General features: G+C 43.4%; 22 protein-coding genes. 16 read left to right on the top strand and 6 right to left on the bottom strand.

What is annotated here, in order from left to right:
- Nucleotides 1-114: 114 nt before the first annotated feature.
- From lrp to recR, 10 genes are all read left to right on the top strand, one after another.
- On the top strand, nt 115-582 hold the full coding sequence (gene lrp / locus ABTQ23_RS06675; protein WP_131914207.1) for a leucine-responsive transcriptional regulator Lrp: 468 nt from the start codon (nt 115-117) through the stop codon (nt 580-582).
- Between the two features lie 136 nt (nt 583-718).
- Nucleotides 719-3,217 (top strand): DNA translocase FtsK, encoded by a 2,499-nt coding sequence (locus tag ABTQ23_RS06670; RefSeq protein ID WP_408614892.1) that lies wholly within the window; start codon nt 719-721, stop codon nt 3,215-3,217.
- An 18-nt stretch (nt 3,218-3,235) separates the two neighbouring features.
- A complete protein-coding gene (gene lolA / locus ABTQ23_RS06665) occupies nt 3,236-3,847 on the top strand; it encodes an outer membrane lipoprotein periplasmic chaperone LolA (RefSeq protein ID WP_408614891.1) in 612 nt (203 codons plus the stop codon).
- A gap of 1 nt (nt 3,848) precedes the next feature.
- Nucleotides 3,849-5,180: a replication-associated recombination protein A gene (locus ABTQ23_RS06660; protein WP_408615042.1), complete on the top strand. Its 1,332-nt coding sequence runs from the start codon at nt 3,849-3,851 to the stop codon at nt 5,178-5,180.
- A 104-nt stretch (nt 5,181-5,284) separates the two neighbouring features.
- Nucleotides 5,285-6,577 (top strand): serine--tRNA ligase, encoded by a 1,293-nt coding sequence (gene serS / locus ABTQ23_RS06655; protein WP_408614890.1) that lies wholly within the window; start codon nt 5,285-5,287, stop codon nt 6,575-6,577.
- A gap of 206 nt (nt 6,578-6,783) precedes the next feature.
- The gene (locus ABTQ23_RS06650; protein ID WP_408614889.1) at nt 6,784-7,866 is read left to right on the top strand and encodes an AbrB family transcriptional regulator; all 1,083 of its coding nucleotides are present in this window, start codon (nt 6,784-6,786) and stop codon (nt 7,864-7,866) included.
- Nucleotides 7,867-7,928: 62 nt separating this feature from the next.
- Nucleotides 7,929-8,207 (top strand): YrhK family protein, encoded by a 279-nt coding sequence (locus tag ABTQ23_RS06645; RefSeq protein WP_408614888.1) that lies wholly within the window; start codon nt 7,929-7,931, stop codon nt 8,205-8,207.
- A 328-nt stretch (nt 8,208-8,535) separates the two neighbouring features.
- Complete coding sequence (locus ABTQ23_RS06640; RefSeq protein ID WP_408614887.1) at nt 8,536-8,805, top strand: hypothetical protein; 270 nt, start codon at nt 8,536-8,538, stop codon at nt 8,803-8,805.
- A 257-nt stretch (nt 8,806-9,062) separates the two neighbouring features.
- A complete protein-coding gene (locus ABTQ23_RS06635) occupies nt 9,063-10,166 on the top strand; it encodes a phosphoribosylaminoimidazolesuccinocarboxamide synthase (protein WP_408614886.1) in 1,104 nt (367 codons plus the stop codon).
- A gap of 10 nt (nt 10,167-10,176) precedes the next feature.
- On the top strand, nt 10,177-10,779 hold the full coding sequence (gene recR / locus ABTQ23_RS06630) for a recombination mediator RecR (protein WP_408614885.1): 603 nt from the start codon (nt 10,177-10,179) through the stop codon (nt 10,777-10,779).
- 51 nt (nt 10,780-10,830) lie between these two features.
- Here the strand turns inward: recR and ABTQ23_RS06625 are convergent, their stop codons facing one another.
- The gene (locus ABTQ23_RS06625; RefSeq protein WP_408614884.1) at nt 10,831-11,205 is read right to left on the bottom strand and encodes a conjugal transfer protein TraR; all 375 of its coding nucleotides are present in this window, start codon (nt 11,203-11,205) and stop codon (nt 10,831-10,833) included.
- Between the two features lie 134 nt (nt 11,206-11,339).
- On the bottom strand, nt 11,340-12,275 hold the full coding sequence (gene dusC, locus ABTQ23_RS06620) for a tRNA dihydrouridine(16) synthase DusC (RefSeq protein WP_408614883.1): 936 nt from the start codon (nt 12,273-12,275) through the stop codon (nt 11,340-11,342).
- A gap of 312 nt (nt 12,276-12,587) precedes the next feature.
- On the opposite strand from dusC, the gene apt reads away from it, so the two are divergent.
- The 3 genes from apt to ABTQ23_RS06605 all read left to right on the top strand — a co-directional run bounded on the left by apt (nt 12,588) and on the right by ABTQ23_RS06605 (nt 15,811).
- On the top strand, nt 12,588-13,133 hold the full coding sequence (gene apt, locus ABTQ23_RS06615; protein WP_408614882.1) for an adenine phosphoribosyltransferase: 546 nt from the start codon (nt 12,588-12,590) through the stop codon (nt 13,131-13,133).
- Between the two features lie 24 nt (nt 13,134-13,157).
- Nucleotides 13,158-15,413, top strand: a complete 2,256-nt coding sequence (dnaX, locus tag ABTQ23_RS06610) for a DNA polymerase III subunit gamma/tau (RefSeq protein ID WP_408614881.1) — start codon at nt 13,158-13,160, stop codon at nt 15,411-15,413.
- A 71-nt stretch (nt 15,414-15,484) separates the two neighbouring features.
- Entirely contained in the window at nt 15,485-15,811 is a 327-nt protein-coding gene (locus tag ABTQ23_RS06605; protein WP_408614880.1) for a YbaB/EbfC family nucleoid-associated protein, read from the top strand.
- Nucleotides 15,812-15,949: 138 nt separating this feature from the next.
- Here ABTQ23_RS06605 and ABTQ23_RS06600 read toward each other — a convergent pair whose 3' ends face one another.
- From ABTQ23_RS06600 to nagB, 3 genes are read right to left on the bottom strand one after another with little or no spacing between them, the layout of a single operon-like run.
- Nucleotides 15,950-17,158 carry an ROK family protein gene (locus ABTQ23_RS06600; protein WP_408614879.1) on the bottom strand — a complete coding sequence of 403 codons (1,209 nt, stop codon included), beginning with the start codon at nt 17,156-17,158 and terminating at the stop codon, nt 15,950-15,952.
- Nucleotides 17,148-18,302 (bottom strand): N-acetylglucosamine-6-phosphate deacetylase, encoded by a 1,155-nt coding sequence (nagA, locus tag ABTQ23_RS06595; protein WP_408614878.1) that lies wholly within the window; start codon nt 18,300-18,302, stop codon nt 17,148-17,150. The genes ABTQ23_RS06600 and nagA overlap by 11 nt, the downstream gene beginning before the upstream one ends.
- Entirely contained in the window at nt 18,299-19,108 is an 810-nt protein-coding gene (gene nagB / locus ABTQ23_RS06590; RefSeq protein WP_408614877.1) for a glucosamine-6-phosphate deaminase, read from the bottom strand. Before nagB ends, nagA begins: the two co-directional genes overlap by 4 nt.
- A gap of 251 nt (nt 19,109-19,359) precedes the next feature.
- On the opposite strand from nagB, the gene nagE reads away from it, so the two are divergent.
- The 3 genes from nagE (at nt 19,360) to msrA (ending at nt 23,487) form a co-directional block, all read left to right on the top strand.
- Complete coding sequence (nagE, locus tag ABTQ23_RS06585) at nt 19,360-20,745, top strand: N-acetylglucosamine-specific PTS transporter subunit IIBC (protein WP_408615041.1); 1,386 nt, start codon at nt 19,360-19,362, stop codon at nt 20,743-20,745.
- A 182-nt stretch (nt 20,746-20,927) separates the two neighbouring features.
- Nucleotides 20,928-22,595, top strand: a complete 1,668-nt coding sequence (gene glnS / locus ABTQ23_RS06580) for a glutamine--tRNA ligase (RefSeq protein ID WP_408614876.1) — start codon at nt 20,928-20,930, stop codon at nt 22,593-22,595.
- Between the two features lie 253 nt (nt 22,596-22,848).
- Nucleotides 22,849-23,487, top strand: a complete 639-nt coding sequence (gene msrA / locus ABTQ23_RS06575) for a peptide-methionine (S)-S-oxide reductase MsrA (protein WP_408614875.1) — start codon at nt 22,849-22,851, stop codon at nt 23,485-23,487.
- A 444-nt stretch (nt 23,488-23,931) separates the two neighbouring features.
- Here msrA and ABTQ23_RS06570 read toward each other — a convergent pair whose 3' ends face one another.
- The gene (locus tag ABTQ23_RS06570) at nt 23,932-24,768 is read right to left on the bottom strand and encodes a helix-turn-helix domain-containing protein (RefSeq protein WP_408614874.1); all 837 of its coding nucleotides are present in this window, start codon (nt 24,766-24,768) and stop codon (nt 23,932-23,934) included.
- Nucleotides 24,769-24,917: the final 149 nt, after the last annotated feature.

Here is a 24,917-nt window from a genome sequence, read left to right as displayed (position 1 = left end):
TTAGCTAATGTGCTGCATATATGAACAAGGATCGTGAGTTGAGCTATTTGAACCGGAGGTTGAATAACAAAAAAACGTGCAATACAACATATTATTTGAAGTCAAGGTCAGCGCATGAAGGAACTAGATCGGATTGATCGCAACATACTCAATGAGTTGCAACAGGATGGCAGAATCTCTAATGTGGAGTTGTCTAAACGGGTAGGATTGAGCCCGACACCATGTCTTGAAAGGGTTCGCCGTCTCGAACGGCAGGGATACATCTGTGGTTATACCGCTATTTTAAACCCTCAATATTTAGATGCATCATTATTGGTTTTTGTTGAAATTACTTTAAACCGGGGCGCAGCGGATGTTTTTGAACAATTTAACAGCGCTGTTCAGCAATTAGAAGAAATCCAGGAATGTCATTTAGTTTCCGGTGATTTCGACTATTTGTTAAAAACTCGTGTGGCAGATATGTCGGCTTATCGTCGCTTGCTTGGTGAGACTTTGCTGAGATTACCGGGAGTAAATGACACTCGTACTTACGTCGTCATGGAAGAGGTAAAACAGAGTAATCGGCTGGTGATCAAGCATTAGGTGTAAAAAAGTCGGTTTAATTACTGTTCGATAGAGCGGCCATTGCCGCTCTTTTATTTATATTTGCTGCCATAACATTATAAATATTTTTATAATAAGAAGTGTCTTATGTTTTTCTCATGAAGGAGAGTCGTTTTTGGCGGTTTTGTTCTCTTCCAAATTAAATGGTTGGCAGCGCTTACAAGAAGCGGGTGTCATCATTTTCATCGCACTAGCGATTGTTTGTGCGATTGCACTATTTAGTTTTAATCCAGCGGATCCAAGCTGGTCGCAAAGCTCATGGCAAGGTCATGTGGCAAATGCGGCTGGTTCATTCGGAGCGATGGTCTCGGATGGCCTGTTTTTCCTGTTTGGCTGGATTGCCTACCTTGTCCCTGTGATGTTAGCCGGTTTAGGTTATCTGTTATTCTGGCGACCCGTCCCGATTCGAGAGCTTTCTTTTTTTAACGCAGGCTTGCGACTGATTGGTTGTGTTTTAGCTGTGATTAGTGCCACTGCATTAGCTTCGGTTAATTTTAATAACTTTTATTATTTTTCATCGGGTGGATTAATCGGAGATTTAAGTTCTGGTGTTATGGATAAAGCTTTAGGAAGTTTAGGTAGCACTATTATTTGGTTGGCGCTCCTGGCGATTGGGATAACGCTTCTTACTGGCGTTTCGTGGGTCACCATTGTCGAGTCAATCGGCGAGTTATTGCAGCGCTTTGCTGGGTTTGTGAAGGATAAATTTGGTAATCGCTCTGATGATGAGCTGGTATTTGAAAGTGCGCCATCACCAATTGATGAGCCCAATGATGATGAATTTGCCATTGAGCATAAAAAATCAATCGTCTCACCATTTAAACGCTTGTTAAAACGTCGCAATGATGAAGATGAGTTTAATCAAGAAAACGATTCACAAACCGATGAAATAGATTGGCTAGAAGATGATTCATCTGATCGCCAAGAGCCCCATTTTGATATTCCAGTTGTGACCAACGATTTTGCCCAAGATGATGAAGATGAATCTGCGGCGGTTGAGAGCGACATTTCAGTTACCGAACAAGCGCCAGTATCTCAGCCTCCTAAAGCACAAATGGTCGCACCAGCCAATGCAAAAACACTAGCTGATTTTGCACCGGCTCCCAAACCAACTGATTTGGCACCATTGCCAGATATGAGCCTGCTTGACCGCCCAGATAAGAAAACTAATCCGGTCACTCAAGAAGAGCTCGATCAAGTGGCGAGATTAGTGGAAGCGAAGCTACTTGATTTTAACGTGGAAGCTAAAGTTGTCGCAGTTCATCCAGGCCCTGTAATTACCCGTTTTGAACTTGATTTAGCGCCCGGTGTTAAAGTTAATAAAATTAGTAACTTATCTAAAGACTTGGCGCGCTCGTTGTCTGCGATTAGTGTCCGAGTTGTTGAAGTAATCCCAGGTAAGTCAGTAATTGGGTTAGAGTTGCCAAATGAGCATCGTGAAATTGTTTATTTAAGTGAAGTGCTCAATTGCCCAGCATTTCATAAGAATAAATCAGCACTGACCATGGTACTGGGGAGCAATATCTCTGGTGAACCTGTGGTGGTCGATTTAGCTCGGATGCCGCACTTATTGGTGGCTGGGACAACGGGTTCTGGTAAATCCGTTGGGGTCAATGTGATGATCATCAGTATGTTGTATAAATCAACACCTGAAGATGTTCGAATGATTATGATTGACCCGAAAATGTTGGAATTGTCTGTATACGATGGCATCCCGCACTTATTGTGTGAAGTTGTGACCGATATGAAAGAAGCGGCGAACGCGCTGCGTTGGTGCGTCGGTGAAATGGAACGTCGTTATAAATTAATGTCAGCGGTTGGCGTGCGTAATTTGAAAGGCTACAACGCCAAAGTTAAAGAAGCGATTGCCCGCGGAGAACCGATTGCCGATCCGCTATGGAAACCTGGCGATAGTATGGACGAGCAAGCACCAGCACTTGAAAAATTGCCGTCTATTGTCGTGGTGGTCGATGAATTTGCTGACATGATGATGATTGTCGGTAAAAAAGTTGAAGAGTTGATTGCGCGTATTGCTCAGAAAGCGCGAGCCGCCGGGATACACCTGATTTTAGCAACTCAGCGACCATCTGTTGATGTGATAACTGGCTTGATTAAAGCCAACATTCCGACGCGAATTGCCTTTCAGGTTTCGAGTAAAGTCGACTCACGCACCATTCTTGACCAGCAAGGCGCTGAAACACTTCTAGGGCAGGGGGATATGCTTTATCTTCCGCCGGGAACAAGTGTTCCGACGCGAGTGCATGGCGCCTTTGTCGATGATGACGAAGTGCATCGTGTTGTTTCAGATTGGAAACTGCGTGGTCAGCCAGATTATATCGATGAAATTTTAAATGGTGATATGGGCCCCGAGGCATTGCTCCCGGGTGAACAACCCGAAGGTGATGAAGAGGTCGATGAGCTCTATGATCAGGCCGTTGCATTTGTTACTGAAACGCGTCGTGGTTCAGTTTCTGGTGTTCAGCGTAAATTTAAAATTGGTTATAACCGTGCTGCGCGAATTGTTGAGCAGATGCAGGCTCAGGGGGTTGTTAGTGCTCCTGGGCACAACGGTAACCGTGAGGTGATAGCCCCGCCACCAGTAAGAACTGAGTAAGAAAGCTAACGAGGTATTATGCGACAGTTACGAATTTTAGCAGCGATATTTTTGTTGTTGTTAAGCCCCTTGGTGATGGCAAATCCTGCATCTGATCTGCGCCATAAATTGGAAAAAATTAGCCATTTTGGCGCTGATTTCTCACAAACAGTGATTAGCCCTGAGGGAAAAACAATCCATCAGGGTAAAGGACATTTTGTGATTGCTAAACCGGGTAAATTGCACTGGCAAGAAACTCATCCCGGTGATGATGAAATAATCTCGGATGGGAAAACCATTTGGTATTACTCTCCAATGGTTGAGCAAGTCACCATTTATAATACATCGCAGGCCATTGTGCATACGCCGTTTATTTTGTTAGCCGATCAACGAGAAAAAACCTGGCAAGGGTATAAAGTTGCGCAACACGATGGTGTGTATACAGTAAGCAGTAAAGACTCATCACAGCAGGTTACATTTTCGCTGCGATTTGCTAAAACCGGTGATATTAGTGAATTTACTGTGGTTGATAATCAAGGTCAGCACAGTGAATTTAAATTGAGTCACTTTAACCTGAATCCTGATATTCAGTCGGGCACTTTTAGTTTTAAAGTTCCAGATGGAACTCAAATCGACGATCAACGTCAGTGATATGGATAATTTAGGATTTGATTTTGCCCCTGATTTTCGTCCTTTAGCAGCGCGAATGCGGCCTCAAACACTTGATGCTTATGCGGGGCAAAAACAGCTTTTAGATTCGGCCAAGCCGCTCTATAAGGCGATTAAAAATGGCCAGCTTCATTCAATGATCCTTTGGGGGCCGCCTGGCACGGGTAAAACGACTCTCGCAGAAATTATTGCCCGTTATGCTGATGCCAATGTTGAGAAAATATCGGCCGTGACCAGTGGCATGAAAGAAATTCGCCAGGCCATTGAGAATGCCAAAATTACTCAGCAAAGTGGGCGTCGTACCATTTTATTTGTTGATGAAGTTCACCGATTTAATAAAAGCCAGCAAGATGCCTTTTTACCCCACATTGAAGATGGAACGGTCGTTTTTATCGGTGCGACCACCGAAAACCCATCGTTTGAAGTAAACAATGCATTGCTTTCTAGAGCACGGGTTTATGTGCTTGAACAGCTAACTGATGATGATATCGAGCAGGTTCTTAAACGTGCTTTGAGCGAAGATACCCAGCTTAAACAGCGTCATCTTAGCTTTAATGATGGGGTTTTAACTCAGCTTGCCCAGTTTGCGCAAGGCGATGCTCGCCAGGCGTTGAATTTTCTGGAAATGGCGACTGATTTAGTCAGCGATGGACAGGTTATTGATGCTGAGTTATTGGCTCAGGTTTGCGGTGAACACTTTGCCAAAGTCGATAAGCAGGGCGATCAATATTATGACTTGCTTTCAGCGCTGCATAAATCGATTCGTGGTTCCAATCCAGATGGTGCACTATTTTGGTTTTGCCGAATTTTAGAGTCAGGATGCGATCCACTGATTGTTGCCCGGCGATTGCTTGCTATTGCCTCCGAGGATATTGGCAATGCCGATATTCGTGCAATGCAGGTTGCAATTAATGCTTGGGACTGTTTTACTCGGGTGGGGCCTGCCGAAGGCGAGCGAGCCATTGCTCAAGCGGTGGTTTTTTTAGCGTGTGCGCCTAAAAGTAATGCGGTTTATGAAGCGTTTAAAGCTGCTCGTCAGGCTGCTAAAGAATATGGACATCTAGGCGTGCCAGTTCATTTGCGGAACGCTCCCACTGAATTAATGAAACAGATGGGTTATGGCGCGGAATATCGCTATGCTCATTTAGAACCGGGGGCATATGCAGCAGGTGAGTGCTATTTGCCCGAAGAAATCGCTGATTTGCACTTTTATCATCCCCATGATCGAGGCTTGGAAAAACAAATTCAGGCTAAACTTGATTATCTTAATGAATTAGATGCGAAAAGTCCGCGACAACGATACCCCAAGAAGTGATAGAATAGCGGTGTAGCCAAGGTGGCTACTTTAACTATTTTAAGTTCATAGAACCAATTGATAGAGCCTTGAATAAGGCTAATGGAACAAAGATAAGGTTTATCATGCTAGATGCTAAATATCTCAGGAGTGATATTGAGACTGCAGCGCAGAAATTAGCGCGCCGCGGTTTTAAATTAGACGTCGCATTAGTGACTCAATTAGAAGAACGACGCAAGTCGCTGCAGGTCCAAACTGAAAACTTGCAAAGCGAACGTAACTCCCGTTCCAAATCGATTGGACAGGCCAAAGCTCGTGGCGAAGATATTCAGCCGTTATTAGATGAAGTCGGCTCATTAGGCGAAGAGCTTAATCAGGCCAAAAGTTGCTTAAGTGATGTTCAGCAACAATTGCAGGATATTGCCTACAGTATTCCTAATATTCCAAACGACAGTGTTCCTTTAGGTAAAGATGATAGTGAAAATGTTGAACTTCATCGTTGGGGAACCCCGCGTGAATTTGATTTTCCAGTCAAAGATCACGTTGATATTGGTGAAGGTCTCAATGGCCTAGATTTTCAGGCTGCGACTAAAATCAGTGGCTCTCGTTTTATCGTGATGAAAGATAAAATTGCGCGGCTGCATCGTGCACTTGCGCAGTTCATGCTGGACACTCAGACAACTGAGCATGGTTATCACGAGATGTATGTCCCATATCTGGTAAATGCAGACTCGCTATATGGAACGAGTCAGTTACCGAAATTTGGTGAGGATTTGTTTAATACCAAACCTGCTACTGAAGAAGGAATTGGCATGAGTCTGATTCCAACGGCAGAGGTTCCACTGACCAATATGGTTCGTGACACCATTGTTGATGAAGCTGACTTGCCAATTAAAATGACGGCTCACACGCCATGTTTTCGTAGTGAAGCAGGTTCTTATGGTCGCGATACACGGGGCCTGATTCGTCAGCACCAGTTCGATAAAGTTGAAATGGTTCAGGTTGTTCATCCAGAACATTCATACGAAGTGTTAGAACAGATGCGCGAACATGCTGAACATATTCTGCAAAAACTCAATCTGCCATATCGAGTTGTGACTTTGTGTACTGGGGATTTAGGTTTTTCAGCCGCGAAAACTTACGACTTGGAAGTTTGGGTTCCTGCTCAAAATACCTATCGTGAGATTTCATCTGTGAGCAACTGCGAAGATTTCCAGGCGCGTCGTATGCAAGCTCGGTTCCGCCCTGCGGGAAGTAAAAAACCAGAGTTAGTTCATACATTGAATGGATCTGGATTGGCCGTTGGCCGTACATTAGTGGCTGTGTTGGAAAATTATCAGCAAGCTGATGGTTCAGTTGTTGTGCCTGAGGTGCTCAGACCATATATGAATGGTCTTGAAGTTATTAACGCTGCGTAATAATTAAAGAGGCCCCTGAAAAGGGGCTTTTCATCATTGAGCTCATATAAACTCCCACATTACTTTGATTCGAGCTCATTTTAATCTGCAATGATAAATTACATTTTATTGTATAATTCAATTATTTTCTCATTAATCTCTCTTTTTTGATAAACTCTATCGACTTTCAGTCAATCCCATTTGTTTTAATACCAAGAGATTCATTTATGCACAGCCGCTCTAAGAACTCCGCTTATTTTTCACGTATGCCGCGTCCCGTGGGCTGGGCTTTGTTAGTGGGGCTTTCAGTTTTATGTGCTTGGCTTATGCAGGTGGTTGGTTTAAGTGCTGAATGGATGGTTGGCCCGATGGTTGCGGCAATAGTGATTGCGCTAATGGGCATTCGCCTTAATGTTAATCGTCCTCTGTATCAATTTTGCCAAGCGATTGTTGGCTGTGTGATTGCGCAAAGTTTAACTTCCGAAATTGTTAAAGAAGTCTTAAAAGACTGGCCGATTGTGGTCTTAGTGGTCGCTTCAGTGATGGTTTTGAGTTGGGGATTAGGGTGGATCTTGGGCAAGCTCAAAGTCATGCCAGCACAAGTAGCTATATGGGGCGCATCACCAGGAGCCGCGAGTGCTATGGTAATTTTAGCCAAAGCGTATGGCGCGGATGCTCGCTTGGTTGCATTTATGCAATATATTCGCGTGCTCTTGGTTGTCATCATGTCTTCATTGGTCGCGGCCGCGGTAGTTCCCAAAGGAGCGATGCATCACTCACTATTTGAGAATTGGGCGCAGGTTCCTAACATCAGCAGCTTCGCGCTTACTATGGCACTCATCTTTGGCAGTATGCTTCTTGCTAAATTTGCCAAGATCCCTGCCGGAGCAATGCTGATCCCGATGTTCTTAGGCACCATTTTACATGTGAATGGTTGGCTGACGATTACTCTGCCTGAGTCCTTATTGGCGATTAGTTATCTCGTTGTGGGGTGGGTGATCGGAGTTGGCTTTGACCGGCAGACGTTTCGAGCCTCGCTCTATGCGTTACCAAAAATATTGCTAATGAATGTGTTATTGATGGTGTTATGTGCCGGTTTAGCGCTACTTGCGAGCCATTGGTTTCATGTTGATTTGTTATCCGCCTATTTAGCAACTAGTCCTGGCGGTGCGAACACAGTTGCAATTATTGCCTTGTCTAACCCGGTCAATGTGCCCTTTATTATGGCGCTGCAAACGAGTCGATTGTTTGCAGTTGTGGCATTAGGGCCTTGGATTGCAAAATGGCTAGGTAAAAAAATTCAAGGATAATTTACAAAGCCTTGTTAAGTTTGATATGCATAGGACTCTTTTGATTATTAAAGAGGTACTGTATGCAGCCAAACGAAAGTTCCAATGATCTTATTGTGAAATTTGGCCATGATGAGTTAATCATCCATCGGCGTTATGAAGTGTTGAGCATTGTCAACGATCTGTTATTGGCCCTTTGGTTCATAATCGGTAGTATCTGCTTTTTTTATTCGGGAACTATTCAAGATATTGGAACTTGGTTGTTTCTCATCGGTAGTTGCCAATTATTGATTCGCCCTGTTATTCGACTCGCTCGAAGCATCCATTTACAACATTTACCAGATTCCTCACAAAACTATTAGTCGAAAAGGGCGCGCTATGAGGCTTTAGTTTGGGGAAGAAAACATGGTGATATCTCATGTTTTTTGCAAGATTAGTTCAAACCTGCTGATTTTCATACAAAAGTACTATTGTGAATTTAGCTTGGATCGTCATAATAGATGAAAATTAATATTCCGATGATTTGCATTAGCATTTTAGTGTTGTTCAATGAGCATTTGTTAGATTTTTTTATGGAAAATGGGTTGTTTTAACAAATGTTATATTGATTCTGTTGTAGCTATCGTAAGATAACGAATCATTCAAAAATTTGCATAAAGTGATGAAATAGCTATGACATCGGGCTTAAAAATGGATCGATATAAACGAATGAAAACTTTCCAGTTTGACCTGATTTTGTCAGGTCTTCGACAAGCAACTCACAACGAATTACAGTCTCTTGAAAACGAGTTAGAAAAGCGTGGCTGTCAGCAATCGAACCCCCGCCAAGACAAATATGGTGTTCGTATTTCTGTCTCGGTTGATGCTGAAACTTTCACCCGGGCTATGTATGAGAGCACGCAGTATGTTCATCATCTTGAAAATTTTAAATTGTCTGTCAGATCAATTGAATTTAACTGAGCTTATCCTTTGCAGCCGGTAATTTTAAACGCTAGTTTTTTACTTATAATTAGAGCCTTATTGAATAATTCAATAAGGCTTTTTCTTTGAATTGTTTAATTTCTTAGCGGGTGTCATTAAATTGCGCCTGAAACCGCTCATCGGCTCAATATCTAAGTCGCTATAAGTCGATATCGCTAGCATCAATAGCGAGGTTTGATACAATCGTTACCCATATTTTCACATCTCTTTGATATTGACGATAGGATCATACCCCCATGAATGTTGCTGATCAGGTAATGGCTGTTAACAATGACTTGCCAATCCGTACGGCATTGCCGGTGCATAGTGGAAAAGTGCGCTCTGTTTATTGGTTAACTGAGGCCGATAGCCGCCGTTTAATTGAGCAGAAAAACTACCCGGTTGCAGCTGATACACCATTAGCTGTGATGGTCATTAGTGACCGAATTTCGGCATTTGACTGTATCTGGCACGGCGAGGGGGGAATGCAAGGTGTTCCGGGTAAAGGGGCTTCATTGAATGCTATCTCAAACTATTGGTTTGAGCAGTTCAAACGTCAAGGGTTAGCGCAGAGCCATATTCTTGATATTCCCCATCCGTTAGTTTGGATTGTACAAAAGGCGCGTCCAGTGATGGTTGAGGCCATTGCTCGTCAGTATATTACGGGGTCAATGTGGCGAGCTTATCAGCAAGGGGAGCGTGAATTTTGTGGGATCACCTTGCCTGAAGGGCTTAAACAAAATCAGAAATTGCCGGAGCTGTTAATTACGCCATCGACCAAAGGTATTCTAGAAGGGATCCCTGGTGTTCAAGAAGCTGATGACGTGAATGTTTCTCGCTCTGATTTGATTAATAATTATCAAGCCTTTGGTTTTCGTCAGAGTCAAGATGTCGATTGGTATGAAAAATTACTCAAAGATGGTTTTGAAACAATCAGTCAGGAATTAGCAAAACACGACCAAATCTTTGTCGATACCAAATTTGAATTTGGCTATGTCAAAGATATGCAAGGCAATGAGCAGTTAATCTATATGGATGAAGTTGGTACTCCGGATTCATCACGTATTTGGGATGGTCCTGCTTATCGCAAAGGCGAAATTATTGAAAATTCAAAAGAAGGATTTCGGCAGATGTTGCTCAATCACTTCCCTGATCCGGATATTCTATTGAATAAAAACCGTATGAGTGAACGATTTGCTCTTGCTCGAGATAATGCTCTGCCAGTCTCTGCGATGATGGGTTTGTCTGATACCTATCGTGCAATTGCTCAAACGATTACCGGCAAAGCGGTTGAGCTGTCAGATAATCCTCGTCAGGAAATCCTAGATTGCTTAAACGAGCATTATCAGTTGATCGTCTAATCGGAAATTTATGAAATATACGCCAAGTCTTGATGAATTAATTCAGGCATTACAAGTTTTGCCTGGCGTTGGCCCGCGTAGTGCTCAGCGAATGGCGTTTACTTTATTAGAAAGTAAACGACCGCAGGCCCAGAAATTGGCGGATGCATTAGCAAATGCCGTTGAGCATGTTGGCCATTGCAGCTCATGTCGCAATTTCTCAGAAGAGGGGCAGTTATGCCCCATTTGCCAATCGCCCAAGCGCCATAATAGTGGTCTATTATGTGTCGTTGAAAGTCCGGCTGATGTCGCAGCAATTGAACAAACTGCCCAGTATAGTGGGCTCTATTTTGTTTTGATGGGGCATCTATCACCGCTTGATGGCATTGGCCCTAAAGAGATTGGTTTGGACTTACTTGAACAACGCTTGCACCAAGAACCTATTCAGGAATTAATTTTAGCAACCAATCCAACGGTTGAAGGCGAGGCTACAGCTTATTACATTGCTGACTTGGCTAAAGCGCAAAACATTAAGGTATCTCGGATTGCTCACGGGGTTCCGATCGGAGGCGAGTTAGACCATGTTGATGGCACAACACTATCGCACTCGTTTATAGGGCGGCAGTCTTTTTAAAATCGATGTGCCGCTTAAAAGTTTAACACAGCTTATAAGCGGCCATCTTTATCACAAAGCAAAGAGGTCTTGCCGTTTTTTAGCCCGGCGTTTTGCTTCACATTTCCCACAGCGCTGAACGCAAGGGTCTGCATCAAGTCGTTCCAGCTCAATCTCTTCTTCACAATCACTGCAAATACCGTATAAGCCGATGTCATATTGGCATAATGCGGCATCAATTCGGCGTAATTCACTCAGTAAAGGTTCAATCCGCGGATCTGCGAGCGTACATGCATAATCGACAAAATCAGATGGCGACAAATGTTGCAATTTGTCGGCTTCCTGTTGCCATTTTTGTTCCTTTGATTGTAACAATGTTGTCACAAGCGCCTGCTTAGCTGTCGCCATCATATCGTCTAGACGCTTCTTATATTGAGAATAATCCAAGATTGTTCCCCACTATTTGTCTACTTAATTAGTGGGAGTATAGGAAGGCAATTTGTTAACGTTTATGATATGAATCAACAACAGTGTGGTATTTCAGCTAATTTGTCGACTATTTGATCTAATCCCCCTTGTTTTTAATTTTGCGCTCGCTCTAGCTCATTTAAAATCGCATCGCGGTCTTTGAGGATTCTAATTTGTCGAAATAAATCATTGGCTTGGGGGTAACTAAGCTTTAAATAACTGAACCACTGTTTTGTTCTTGATGGATAATAGATAGTGTTTTTCTCATCAATCGGTTGCTGGGCAAAATGAATGAGTAAACTTAAGACATCATTCCAACTCATTTTTGCTGTGGCTGTTTTTAAAACTGCGCCAAGATTGGGGGTAGCAACCGCGCCGCGACCGACCATGAACTGCTCTGCACCAGATTGTTCTTGGCATTGTTTGAGTGATTCTCTATCCCAAATCTCCCCGTTGGCAATAACGGGCAAAGTCACATGTTGACGAATTTTGGCTATCCATCCCCAATAGGCTGGGGCGCGATAACCATCTTTTTTGGTGCGAGCATGAACGGTGAGCTCGCTGGCATTGGCTTGGGCTACCGCATCAGCTATCTCAAGAGTTTGATTGGTATCTTCATAACCTAAGCGTATTTTCGCTGAGACTGGGTATTGACTTGGAACCGCTTCTCTAACGGCTTTTACAATTTGATAGATTAATTCTGGCTCTTTAAGCAAAACCGCACCACCGCGGCTTTTATTGACCGTTTTCGCTGGGCATCCAAAATTTAGATCAATCCCTGGAGAGCCAAGTTCAATGGCTGTCATGGCATTAAGCGATAGCCACTCAGGGCTTTGCCCTAACAATTGAACACGAACGGGGGTACCGCTGGCGGTTTTACCATCATTGGCGAGCTCTGGACAGAGCCGATAGAATACTTTGGCAGGAAGCTTTTGTTCGGTGACGCGAACAAATTCGGTCACACACAGATCGTATCCGCCCAGGCCCGTTAATAACTGGCGCATTTGAGCATCAACAACACCTTCCATTGGAGCGAGAATTAAACGCATAGTGACTCTTGATAAATTAACCGAAGGGGTTGTATCGAAAAAAACAAGAGTTGTCTAGTAAAATTAGAGCTATCGGATTGGCGCATATCTCTTCAAAATGGCGAGCAATTAGGCAAATATGCTCAACAATTGCATATCAAACTTTGCAACGCGCCGACAAATTGAGATAATCCTGTCTTAATGTTGTGGTCTGTTCATTATGGCTAGTTCGCTAAGAATGCATTGGCATTTTCCTTTCTGGTTATATGTGAAGCAGTCCTGGAAGGCCCATACCTTGTGATGGGCTTTTTATTTGAACAATTGGATTTAAGTATGAACCCAGAAACTCGTGCGTTAATCGAACAAAGCATTGTGTCGATCCCTGATTATCCGCAACCAGGAATTATTTTTCGCGATATTACAAGCTTGATGGAAAATGCCAAAGCATATCAGGCAACTATCGATGAGTTGGCAAGTATCTATAAAGATCAAAAGTTTACCAAAGTTGTTGGCACTGAAGCTCGCGGCTTTTTATTTGGGGCTCCGTTAGCGTTAGCTTTGGGTGTTGGTTTTGTGCCTGTTCGTAAACCGGGCAAATTACCGCGTGAAACTATCAGCCAAAGTTATGAACTTGAATATGGCACCGATACCATTGAGATCCATAAAGATGCGGTAGACAAAGATGATAAAGTCTTATTAGTTGATGATTTAATCGCAACTGGTGGTACAGCTGAGGCTGCTGTCATCTTACTTCGCAAATTAGGCGCAACGGTTAATGACGCAGCATTTGTGATCAATTTAGTTGACCTGCCCGGACAGAAAAAGCTAGAGAGTCTAGGTGTCAAAGTCGTTGATTTAGTCCAGTATCAAGGCGAGTAGTCAACGCAGATTAGGAGCATTTTAATGAGTTATTTGGCTCTGGCGCGCAAATGGCGCCCACAGACTTTTGCCGATGTGGTCGGTCAGCAGCATGTATTGACCGCCCTGACTCATTCGCTCGATAAACAAACGCTGCATCATGCATATCTGTTTAGCGGTACGCGTGGCGTCGGTAAAACGACATTGGCGCGGTTATTTGCCAAAGCCTTAAACTGTGAAGAGGGCGTTTCTTCGCATCCTTGCGGTGTTTGTAGCAATTGTCGCGCTGTAGAGCAGGGACAATTTGTCGATCTGATTGAAATCGACGCGGCTTCGCGAACGAAAGTGGAAGACACTCGTGAGCTGTTAGATAACGTGCAGTATCGACCCGCGCGTGGTCGGTATAAAATTTATCTGATTGACGAAGTGCACATGCTCTCGCGGCACTCGTTTAATGCGTTGTTAAAGACGCTCGAAGAGCCACCTGAACACGTTAAATTCTTACTGGCAACCACCGATCCACAAAAATTGCCAGTCACGGTTTTATCGCGCTGTTTGCAATTTCAGCTGACTGCGTTTAGTGAAACTCAAATTGAGCAACGCCTAGCTCATATCCTTAAAGCTGAACAAATTGCTTGCGAGCCGCGAGCTTTAAATCAACTAGCTGTAGCGGCCAATGGCAGTATGCGTGATGCGCTGAGTTTGACCGACCAAGCCATTGCACTTGGTGATGGCAAAGTTAGCTATGACAATGTCGTTGGCATGTTAGGGATGCTCGACCCAAACCACGTTCGAGATCTGCTCGGATTTATCATGAGTGCTAACATGGATGGCTGTTTTGCAAAACTGGCAGAGCTTAAATTGTTAGCGCCTGATTATGATCAATTACATCAGCAGATGGAAGCTTGGTTGCATCGCGTCGCGCTTGAGCAATTTACGCATCGTGATGATGATGAAGTGGTTGCAACACTGGCTAATAGTGTTGATTCGGAGCTCATTCAATTGCTGTATCAGATTGCACTCTCTGGTCGGCGAGATCTGGCTTATGCGCCATCGCCCTATAGTGGTTTTGAGATGACCGTCCTTCGTATGTTGGCGTTTAAACCCGCAGCGAGCGTGAGTTTTGATTCAATACCGCCGGCTAAGAGCCAGCCTAAAGCAGCTGTAATACAAAACAATCCGCAACATGTCACCGCTGATTTTAAATCAGCCCGTCCTCGACCTGTTTCTGATTCATCAACTAAGAGTGAACTTAGTAACGATGATGACGAAGAGGATGAGCTCTCGCGTAAATTAATGCAGGAGCAAGAGCAGATTGAAACGCAAGCACAAGCGCAGCGAGCGGCACAAATAGAGGTTGACAATAGTCCGAGCGATTTTCAGGCTGCAGAGCCAGAGCCAGAGCCAGAGCCAGAGCCAGAGCCAGAGCCAGAGCCAGAGCCAGAGCCAGAGCCAGAAACTGACCCCGACGCTTTTTCGTTGGATGATCTGCTAAAAACCCGCAGTATGTTGCGCTCCCAGCTTAAACAGCAATCTCAATCTGATTCAGCACCTTTGTTTAAGCAACCTAAAGCTGCTGCTGTAGAGGTAAAAGCTGAACCTAAAGTTATCGAGCAAAACGACTCGGATGATGATGCTTATTTAGTCGATGATGAGCCGTTCGATAGTTCACAAGATGATTATGTAAGCTGGCAACAGCAGTTTGAGGCAAATAGCCCGCAAGTTGAATCGCAAGATTTGGCAATGGCCGATAAACGCGATGGTGGCGAGCCTTCATCATCAAATGATAATAGTCACACTCAATCTGAAGTCAGCTTAGATGATGAGCCAGAGTATCCGCTTTATAAAAGCGAATCACAGTTGTCAGCGCAAGCTGCCAGAGAGGCTAAAAAATCACAGGGTCCAACCCATGTAAGCACTGAAGTTGAGCTGCCAAAGCACCACTGGTCTGAAGTTTTAGATCAAATTGAAATTGGGCCTCGAGCGCGACAAATTGGTTTGAACTCAGTTTATGAGCTAACCCAAGATCAGTTACTGCTCAGTGTGAAACCGCAGTTTAAACATTTACTTCAAGAAGCAACGTGGCAAGAGTTAGCCAATGCGCTTGCGCCATTTAGTGAAGGACGTGCCGTTCACTATCAAGTTGGCGATGTTGAGGGGCAAACGCCCTTAGATCATCACCACCAGTGTGAACAAATTCAGCATAATGCTGCAAAAGTTCGCTTAAGCGAAGACCCGAACGTACAGTTCATCGAACAACGCTTTGGCGGAGTTTTAGATGAACATAGCATTAAATATTAAGTAAACTTGATCTTTGCTGGGTAAATCAGGTTTAATTGCCAGCAAAGAGCTATCTAAAAGAGAGACGAAATATGTTTAAAGGTGGAATGGGCAACCTGATGAAGCAAGCTCAGCAGATGCAAGAGCGGATGAAGAAGGTGCAAGAAGAGATTGCCAGTATGGAAGTCCAAGGCGAATCGGGTGCAGGTCTGGTTAAGATTGTGATGACCGGGAACCATAATGTTCGTCGCGTAGAAATTGATGATAGTCTGCTTGAAGATGACAAAGAGATGCTTGAAGATTTGATTGCAGCAGCAATCAACGATGCGAGCCGTCGGGTTGAAGAAACTTCTCAGGAAAAAATGGCAGATGTAACAGGTGGCATGCAGTTACCACCAGGTATGAAAATGCCTTTTTAATTAAGAAAATATGTTGGTTAGAAAACTGCTAGCCAATTAAGCTATTTTCTAAAGATTTTAAAATCCGGTATCTATTGCAGATATCGGATTTTTTGTATGGCTATTAGCAAACATACTCGAGGTATTGCTCTGTGTGTTTCAATGGCTGTGCTGCTCAATGATTTGCATTAACAGCTCACCGTTTAACATAGCGCGTTTGATAAGAGCTAAGCCGCCAACAGTTGGATTGTTCTGATAATGGGCTGCGCGAATTTCAAGTTGCTGCGCAAAGCTTGATAATGCCTGATGCGAAATAGATTTATGAATTTCTTCAAATACAATCGCTTGGGCCAGGCATATTTCCCCAGAGATTAAAATAACTTGAGGGTTGAGCAAATTCACAACTGACGCTAATGTTTTGCCCAATGCGCGAGCTGCCTGTCTGACTAACATTTCGCATAGCTCATCGGCTTGTGCGGCCAGTTGGTAGAGCACTTCGATTGAATCGGTGGGCTTTAGTTTACTTATCGAGCCTTGAGATAATAATTTGCGGGCTCGAGCGAGTAGTGCAGGGTTTGAGCAAATCGTTTCAAGACAGCCAATATTGCCGCAATGACAACGCTCACCTAAAGGGTCAACCTGAATGTGACCAATTTCGGCCAAATCGCGATTGCGATGCATAAACACCTGGCCATCAATGATGATCCCCGCACTAGTTCCATGGTGGACACTGACTAGTACGCTGTCACTGATATCAACTGATTGGCCAAAATAGTGCTCTGCTAGCGCCATTGCGCGAGTGTCATTGCCTACATAGGTTGGCAGCTTAAATTGTTGCTCTAATATCTGCCCCAGCGGACATTGCTTAAGTTCGTAATAGGGCGCATAAATGACAAACCCATTGGATGGTGAGACTAATCCCGAGAGCGTTAAAGCTAACGCAATGGGCTTATTTTTATGCTGTTTTTCTAAAAATGTACCAATATAGTCAATTAACTCTGGGAGCAGTTGCTCCTGAGTCTGCGCGCCTAGCGTGTGGGACTCTTTTTGATGAACTTGCCCGGTTAGATCGTACATAGCAAGGTCTAAAATCCCACGACCAAGGCGCACGGTGGCAAGACGAAAGTGCGGACGGCTCATTAACGACGTTGCGCGCCTTCCGCCCGTTGATTGTTGCTGTGATACCTCGGCAATGAGTCCTGCTTCAAGCAACTGGCGGGTAATTTTGGTAATACTCGCGCCCGCTAATTGGCTTGACTGCGCTATTTGCACTCGGGATATAGGGCCAAGCTTGTCAATCAGCCGATACACTGCGGCCATATTAATTTGTTTGACCTGATCAATATTAACGACTTGCTTAGTGTCCATATGAATCCGCGAGCAGTTTGCCCTCATTAACCATAGCTGTGATTGCAAAGCTTTCAGGGTCGATAACGGTGAGGTTGGCAAAGCTGTTAGTTTGGATAGCTCCTAGCTCTTGTTCAGCATTAATGGCTCGGGCAGGGTATAAAGTTGCCATGCGCAGTGCTTCTTCAAGAGAAAAACCTACCGACTGAACGCAATTTTTTACCGCTTCATTTAAGCTAAGTGATGAGCCGCCAATGGTTCCATCACTCCCTAAACAACGGCCATTTTCAACGGTGATAGTTCTGCCAACAAATTCAAACTTTTTAATATCGCTATTTGCAGCAGCTGTCGCGTCAGTGACTAAATACAGATGGTCACCAAGTTGCTTTTTGGCAATTCTTACTGCAGCAAAATCCATATGTAAGCCGTCTGCAATAATCCCACCATAGACATTGGTGCTGTCGAAAATTGCCCCTAACACACCTAGATCACGGCCTTTTAGACCACTCATCGCATTATAAACGTGGGTGGCATAACCTGCTCCTGCGGCAAATGCTTGTTGAGCCTGCTCGTAAGTTGCATTTGAGTGACCAACCGCGACGCGAATGCCTGCTTGAGTCAGCCGCTTAATTTGTGCTGTTGAGGCATTTTCTGGCGCGAGCGTTAAAAGCGCTATTTGTTCTTTGTTAGCAATTAAATAATCAATATCAGTTTCTTGCAAAGGACGAATAAACGATTGAGTATGAATCCCTTTTTTAGCCGTTGATATAAACGGGCCTTCTAGGTGCAGGCCTGGTACGCGCTTAGGGTAGCTCTGCTGATAAGCTTTTGTGACTTCAAAAGCTAACGCTAATTCATCGCTTGCACAGGTGACCAGTGTCGGTAAAAAAGTTGCGGTGCCACCTTTTAAATTAGCTTGGTGCATTGTCTCTAATGTTGCTTCACTCACAGCACCATTGAACATCACGCCGCCACAACCATTGAGCTGCAAGTCGATAAATGCCGCGCAGATTAGCTGATTTTCATAATCATAGCGGGGCAGTGATGGATCTAACTGTTGCTGTGGGACAATCGCACTGATTTTCTCACCATCAATGACAATGGCGTGACCACTGAGCATTTCAAATCCGGTAAAGATCTGATTTGCACTTATTACATAACTCATAATTTTGCTCGGAAATTTTCAATATTAGCTGATTCTAACTCATTGAAGTAGCGCAACGTTTTGACTTTAAGCTCATCTGTTGCGGGTTCATCGCAAACAATCATACATTTTGGATGCATTTGCATCGCTGACACCGTCCATTGATGTGTCACATAGCCTTCGACTGCCGCATGCAGGGCTTGAGCCTTATGATGCCCATCGACGAGCACGAGTACTTCTTGGGCATCTAGCAGTGTTCCAACGCCTATAGTCAATGCCATTTTAGGAACTTCGTTAATATCATCAAAAAAACGAGCATTTGCTTGCAAGGTTTCTTTAGTCAAAGTCTTAACCCGCGTTCTTGATGCCAGTGATGAACCTGGTTCATTAAACGCGATATGACCGTCACTACCTACGCCACCCATAAACAGATGAATTTTACCAAACTGGCGAATTTTTTCTTCGTACTCTTGGCACTCTTTGTCTAAGTCAGCGGCATTGCCATTGAGTAGGTGAATGTTATCTGGATTGATGTCTACATGGTTAAAGAAGTTTTCAAACATGAAATATCGGTAGCTCTGCGGATGATTGCTTGGCAGGCCAACATATTCATCCATATTGAAGGTCACAACATGTTTAAAGCTAACTTCGCCTGCATTATATAAGCGGATTAATTCACGGTAGGTTGATAACGGGCTGCTGCCAGTAGGGCATCCCAGTACAAATGGTTTTTCAGCGGTGGGCTGAAACTGATTGATTTTATCTGTGATATAGCGAGCCGCCCATTGGCCCATTTCGTCTGCAGTGCGAAGGGGAATTAATCTCATAATCTTAAGTCCATTGTTGGTGAGGATTTGTACATATCATAGCACTTATTTTTCAATAAGAAATAAGTTTATTTAAATAGCCCTTATATGGTATATAGATAACTTATTTGTCTATATATTTGTTGTTTTTTAGTAAAAATTCAGTTTTAAATAGAAAAAATATAGCTATAAATTTATAACTAAAAATAAGTTGTTTATTGAGCGTTGACCATGCGAGAACCCTAACCGATATGCAGGAGAATAAGGTGAATATACTAGGGGCTTTTCAAAAACTAGGACGTGCGTTGATGCTGCCTATCGCAGTGATGCCAGTTGCTGCGATACTACTTCGGGTAGGATTGCCCGATGTATTAAATGTGCCGTTTATCGCAAATGCTGGCAATGCGATATTTAACCATTTAGCATTGTTATTTGCTATTGGTGTCGCGGTCGGGCTTTCCAAAGATAACGCAGGTGCCGCAGGGCTTGCCGGTGTCGTGGCCTTTTTAGTGCTAACCGCAGCGCTTAAGACCATTAATAAGGATTTAGATCTTCATGTGCTTGGCGGGATTATTTCCGGTGTTGTGGCGGGCTTAAGTTATAACCAATTCTATAATATTAAGTTACCGGAATTTCTCGGTTTTTTTGGCGGAAAACGCTTTGTGCCGATTTTTTCGGGATTAGCGAGCCTTATTTTGGCGCTGATATTTAGCGTGATCTGGCCACCTGTTCAGCATGAAATTAATGATTTAGGAAACTGGATGGTGCACTCTGGCGATATCGGGGCATTTGTCTTTGGTTTACTCAATCGCTTGTTGCTGCCGTTTGGTCTGCACCATATCTTGAATATGTCGGCTTGGTTTGTCTTTGGCTCCTATGATCACCTGGATGCCGCTGGCAAAATGGTTACTGCAACAGGTGACTTGCACCGATTCTTTGCCGGTGACCCTAAAGCTGGATTGTTTATGACGGGTTTTTATCCGGTCATGATGTTTGGTCTACCAGCCGCTGCTGCTGCAATGTATACCACGGCTAAAACAGAAAACCGCAAGCGGGTTGCAGGATTACTCTTTGGGGTCGCTTTAACGTCATTTCTAACGGGGATTACCGAGCCTATTGAATTTATGTTTATGTTCTTGGCTCCGGTACTTTATGTGATTCATGCCATTTTAACCGGTTTGTCCATGGCTATTTGTTCCTCTTTAGGTATCCATGACGGCTTTGGCTTTTCTGCCGGATTGATTGACTACGTATTGAACTGGGGGCTGGCGACTAAACCGGCAATGTTACTGGTTGTCGGAGTAGTTTATGCCGTCATTTACTATGTCCTATTTGTTGTGGTCATCAAAGCGTTTGATCTTAAAACACCAGGGCGTGAAGCCATGGAGCAAGTTAAAAAACCAGCTGCGACACTTAGCTGTTCGGATGAGGCTAAACAGTATTTGCAGGCATTGGGGGGTAAAGAGAACCTTGCTCAAATTGATGCGTGTATTACTCGTCTGCGCTTAGAAATGGTAGATCGCAGTAAAATCGATGAAGATGCATTAAAGCAATTAGGCTCAAAAGGTGTGGTGAAGTTAGGAGATAAGAACCTACAGGTGATTATTGGCCCTCGGGCCGAGATCATTGCCGGAGAATTAAGGTCATTATCTGTTTAAGATTTGTTTGTTAATTGTAAATTCAGGCCTGCTAAGCAGGCCTTTTTTGTATGTTTATCCAGCAAACAGTGTCGCATCGCTGTTGTTATTGAAAAACTGGGCCTTAAGGGCTTGTAGTTCAGGCTTATATTAGCGATTATATTCTGCTATTCGAGGACAAATGAATACATAGGTGAACAGCGATGAGTGAGGCAGTATCACGCCCGAGTAATTTTATTCGTCAGATTATTGATGAAGATTTAAAAACGGGCAAGCATACAAGCATCCAGACTCGGTTCCCACCGGAACCAAACGGTTTTTTACATATTGGCCATGCAAAATCGATCTGTCTGAATTTTGGTATTGCTCAGGATTATCAAGGAAAATGCAATTTGCGTTTTGATGATACGAATCCTGAAAAAGAAAATATCGATTATGTAAAATCTATTCAGCAAGACGTGCAATGGTTAGGGTTCCAATGGAGTGGTGACATCTGCTACTCATCGAACTATTTCGACAAAATTTATGAATTTGCACTTGATTTGATTAATCAAGGTAAAGCCTATGTCGATTTTCTCTCTGCTGATGAGATCCGCTCTTATCGTGGAACATTAACCGAACCTGGTAAGCCAAGTCCTTATCGGGAGACATCGGTTGAAGAGAACCTCAACGCATTTGAAAACATGCGTCAGGGCAAATACGAAGAAGGTAGTGCTTGCCTTCGTGCTAAAATCGATATGAGTTCGCCATTTATGGTGATGCGTGATCCTGTTTTGTATCGAATTCGTTTTGCTCACCATCACCAAAGTGGTGACAAATGGTGCATCTATCCAATGTATGATTTTACGCATTGCTTATCGGATGCATTGGAAGGGATCACTCATTCTCTGTGTACACTAGAGTTTCAAGATAACCGCCGTTTATACGACTGGGTTCTAGATAACGTTTCTGTTGATTGGGACCCTCGTCCTCATCAGTATGAATTTTCACGTTTGAACTTAGAATATACAGTGACCTCTAAACGAAAACTGAACCTGCTAGTGGCAGATCATCATGTTAATGGTTGGGATGACCCACGGATGCCAACTGTTGCGGGAATGCGTCGACGCGGTTATACCCCAGCTTCGATTCGTGATTTCTGTATGCGCATTGGTGTGACCAAACAAGAAAACATGGTCGAAATGGCAATGCTAGAAGCTTGTGTTCGTGAAGATCTTAACGAACATGCCCCTCGAGCTATGGCTGTTTTAGACCCAGTTCGTTTAGTTATCGAAAACTATCCCGAAGATGGCGAAGAACTGATGAGTGCTCCTGTTCACCCGCAAAATGAAGCGATGGGTGAGCGCCAAGTGAAATTTACTCGTGAGCTTTATATCGAACGTGAAGACTTCCGCGAAGAAGCCAATAAAAAATACAAACGGTTGGTGTTAGGTAAAGAGGTTCGCCTGCGTAATGCCTATGTGGTTAAAGCTGAGCGTGTAGAAAAAGATAGCGAAGGCAATATTACAACTATCTACTGTAGTTATGACCCAGAGACTTTAGGCCATAATCCAGAAGGGCGCAAAGTGAAAGGGGTGATTCACTGGGTGAGTGCCAGCTGTAATATTCCTGCAGAGTTTCGTTTGTATGATCGGTTATTTCAGGTGCCAAACCCAGGCAGTGCGGATGACTTTTTATCAGCAATCAACCCTGACTCGCTTACAACTATGACTGGTTTTGTTGAAGCGAGTATGGCGGATGCTCAAGTAGGTAAAGGGTATCAATTTGAACGTCAGGGATATTTCTGTAAAGACAGTGATTCAACGGATGAGCACCTGATCTTTAACCGTACAGTTGGATTACGAGATACCTGGGCCAAAGTAAATGGCTAGTAAATTTCGTATTTGATGAACGCTAGAAAACGTGAATTAATGAAAAGGCACTCAGTGCCTTTTCATTTTTATGGATGATGGATACGTTAGGTATTTTACATCTGCTTATTTTTTGAAACGAATGGTTAACAGCGGTTTTATTTTTGAACATACGCTCAATTAAGAGCTGTTTCAGTATGTCCTTAAATTTTTGTTTACGCTATGATTGCAACGTTAAAGCAATATGTCGGCATTTTGCCGTGTAGGAGGAACAATGGTGGATAAAACGGTGATGGTGAAACCTGAAGAGGCCCTGCCAGGAAGAGACGAGCAGATGCCCGTGTCGGGTGAGCATTATGTTCACCATACGTCTTATTTGCGGCCATTTGATAAATCGATGGAAGTCACCTATTTTGCAATGGGGTGTTTCTGGGGCGTAGAACGGTTGTTCTGGGAACTGCCTGGAGTTGTCACAACTGCAGCGGGTTATGCGGGTGGATATACGCCAAATCCGACTTATGAAGAAGTCTGTACAGGAAAAACAGGACATGCCGAGGCCGTCTTAGTCGTCTTTGATCCTGTTAAAACAAGCTATGAACGTCTGCTGAAAGTATTTTTTGAAAGCCATGACCCAACTCAGGGAATGAAACAGGGTGGGGATATTGGCACTCAGTATCGTTCAATGTTGTTAACGACTAATCCTCATCAGTATCGCATTGCCGAGAGAGCTTTAGAAAATTACCAGCAAGCTTTGGCTCAGGCCGGTAAAGAAGCCATTACCACTGAGATTCATCCAGCTGAAGAGTTTTATTATGCTGAAGAATATCACCAGCAATATTTAGCTAAAAATCCAAACGGCTATTGTGGTATCGGTGGAACAGGCGTTTGTATGCCGCCAATGCTGCAAAGCTAATCATCGAGTTGTTGTGAACGGTGTAAAGAACGACTGACTGATATCTTATGAGTGCTCGATAGCCGTATCTCAATACCTATCTTAGGTAAAACGGGACACACACTCAGGCTGATTTTTAATAGATATCCCCATCATGGTTTTGATGGGGATATGGCCCTTTAGAATACTCCAGCGGGTAATTCATGAGCTGCTTTTTTGTTTTTCATAAATGGGCTATACGTTACAGCGCCGCACTCATGCTACTTCATTTGCTTACCTATAATCAGTCACCAGAATGCTACGGCTCTTTGTCGGAAAATTAAAAAAGACTAACGAAAAATAAATACAGGCATATTGATAAGCTCGCGCTTAGCGTTGCTGTGTACAAATAAAAATCTTCTTAGTAATAGTTAAATATGTGCATTAATTAGGTGCAGATGCACCAATCTAATAACTATATTTTGGTTATAAACAACTAATCCTCTCAAGGTAAGTTTTTTGTTTAACTCTCGTCTGATACTCCAAAGGGGTGGTACTGACTAGTTTTTTAAACTCTTTAAGAAAATGAGATTGGTCGGTGAAACCAAGATCGCAAGCAAGATTAGAAAATGCGACATGGTGCCGACTATGATTAATATCGTATATTGCAGATTGGCATCGAATGGCTCGACTAAATCCTTTTGGCGTAAGGCCTATGTCTGCACGAAACCTTCTTTGTAATGTGCGCGCGCTATAACCTGTGAATTTCTCAAGCTCTTGTATTTGAATATTGCCTTTGTGTTGGCATATTTTTGCAACAACTTGAGATGTCAAGGAGGATGATTTTCGAGCCGCTTTTTGACCGATAAATTCTTTGACGATCAGAACTTGCTCCGTAAAACTTTGGGCGTTGACAACTCGGTCAATCAGCCTATCCGCATTTTTAACCACATCAATAAGATTACACTGTTTATCAATCATTTCAGAAGCAGTTGTGTCAATAAAGCTCGGAATACTTCCCGGTACAAAACGGATGCCAAAGTATCGGTGATTTTCGTTAAATTTGGTTGATCTAGCCTCAAGCGTGGTGCCACAGACTTGGGCAATCTCAGTTGTAGCATCACAGTCGAACAGTAAGTCAATACACCCGTCAGGAACTGCAATCGTTGGTTCTTCAGAATGGCCCGATTGAAAGCTGTAATAGTGTGAAACAACAGGGTTTTCTGTTTTGAGATGAGTAAAAAAATGCTCTGCATGTAGGACAAACCAAGGCTGTTTGGAATGAATTCCAGCAATTTTTTGAACAATGGATGCGTCTATCATTTTTGCGTGCCTTACGTATCGATCTAAATTAGTGCTAAGCAATCCTAATGCCAAAATTATGAGCAAAATTGGTTTGCCGTGATGTCGCAAAAATACAATACGTACAAAAATTCACTCCCTAACATCATTTAACTTGTTACGTAATAGCG

This window comes from Celerinatantimonas sediminis, from assembly GCF_046054195.1.
Classification (GTDB): Bacteria; Pseudomonadota; Gammaproteobacteria; order Enterobacterales; family Celerinatantimonadaceae; genus Celerinatantimonas.
This window is presented reverse-complemented; position numbering and strand designations above follow the sequence as displayed.

Coding starts and splice junctions, on each gene's coding strand:
- lrp (WP_131914207.1), top strand. CDS start 115: ATGAAGGAACTAGATCGGATTGATCGCAACATACTCAATGAGTTGCAA.
- lolA (WP_408614891.1), top strand. CDS start 3,236: ATGCGACAGTTACGAATTTTAGCAGCGATATTTTTGTTGTTGTTAAGC.
- ABTQ23_RS06660 (WP_408615042.1), top strand. CDS start 3,849: ATGGATAATTTAGGATTTGATTTTGCCCCTGATTTTCGTCCTTTAGCA.
- serS (WP_408614890.1), top strand. CDS start 5,285: ATGCTAGATGCTAAATATCTCAGGAGTGATATTGAGACTGCAGCGCAG.
- ABTQ23_RS06650 (WP_408614889.1), top strand. CDS start 6,784: ATGCACAGCCGCTCTAAGAACTCCGCTTATTTTTCACGTATGCCGCGT.
- ABTQ23_RS06645 (WP_408614888.1), top strand. CDS start 7,929: ATGCAGCCAAACGAAAGTTCCAATGATCTTATTGTGAAATTTGGCCAT.
- ABTQ23_RS06640 (WP_408614887.1), top strand. CDS start 8,536: ATGGATCGATATAAACGAATGAAAACTTTCCAGTTTGACCTGATTTTG.
- ABTQ23_RS06635 (WP_408614886.1), top strand. CDS start 9,063: ATGAATGTTGCTGATCAGGTAATGGCTGTTAACAATGACTTGCCAATC.
- recR (WP_408614885.1), top strand. CDS start 10,177: ATGAAATATACGCCAAGTCTTGATGAATTAATTCAGGCATTACAAGTT.
- dusC (WP_408614883.1), bottom strand. CDS start 12,275: ATGCGTTTAATTCTCGCTCCAATGGAAGGTGTTGTTGATGCTCAAATG.
- apt (WP_408614882.1), top strand. CDS start 12,588: ATGAACCCAGAAACTCGTGCGTTAATCGAACAAAGCATTGTGTCGATC.
- dnaX (WP_408614881.1), top strand. CDS start 13,158: ATGAGTTATTTGGCTCTGGCGCGCAAATGGCGCCCACAGACTTTTGCC.
- ABTQ23_RS06605 (WP_408614880.1), top strand. CDS start 15,485: ATGTTTAAAGGTGGAATGGGCAACCTGATGAAGCAAGCTCAGCAGATG.
- ABTQ23_RS06600 (WP_408614879.1), bottom strand. CDS start 17,158: ATGGACACTAAGCAAGTCGTTAATATTGATCAGGTCAAACAAATTAAT.
- nagA (WP_408614878.1), bottom strand. CDS start 18,302: ATGAGTTATGTAATAAGTGCAAATCAGATCTTTACCGGATTTGAAATG.
- nagB (WP_408614877.1), bottom strand. CDS start 19,108: ATGAGATTAATTCCCCTTCGCACTGCAGACGAAATGGGCCAATGGGCG.
- glnS (WP_408614876.1), top strand. CDS start 20,928: ATGAGTGAGGCAGTATCACGCCCGAGTAATTTTATTCGTCAGATTATT.
- msrA (WP_408614875.1), top strand. CDS start 22,849: ATGGTGGATAAAACGGTGATGGTGAAACCTGAAGAGGCCCTGCCAGGA.
- ABTQ23_RS06570 (WP_408614874.1), bottom strand. CDS start 24,768: ATGATAGACGCATCCATTGTTCAAAAAATTGCTGGAATTCATTCCAAA.